The sequence below is a fragment of the Mesorhizobium sp. M1D.F.Ca.ET.231.01.1.1 genome, assembly GCF_003999155.2.
Classification (GTDB): Bacteria; Pseudomonadota; Alphaproteobacteria; order Rhizobiales; family Rhizobiaceae; genus Mesorhizobium.
Window position 1 is genome coordinate 1 of the sequence record NZ_RZOZ02000224.1, and the last position, 301, is coordinate 301.

Genomic DNA, 301 nt, shown 5'->3' on the forward strand with positions numbered 1-301 from the left:
CTCTTGCGCCTTCTCCGGCTTCACGACCCAGACAAGGCTCGAGCGCCTGCCGGGCAGCGGCACATGGGTGAATGGGCCTGTTTCGGTATGGAATTCGGTCGAAACGAAGCCGTGGTCGCTGCGGTGGCCGAAATTGAGGACAAGCGCCGATTGCGGATAAGGCCGCGCGAAAGCGCGAATGCCGGCGGCTTCCCGCGCGGGAGACAGGCGCCCGTCGGCGGCGACCGCCAGGGATGCCGACAGCCCGGTGCCGTCGGCCAGCCTCGCATGGGCATGGTCGGCGTCGAGGCTCCAGGATTCG

The 301-nt window shown here is 68.1% G+C and carries 1 pseudogene; it reads right to left on the reverse strand.

The features are described from left to right. A pseudogene (locus EN874_RS33055) lies at nt 1–301 on the reverse strand (UbiH/UbiF family hydroxylase); the annotation flags it as partial.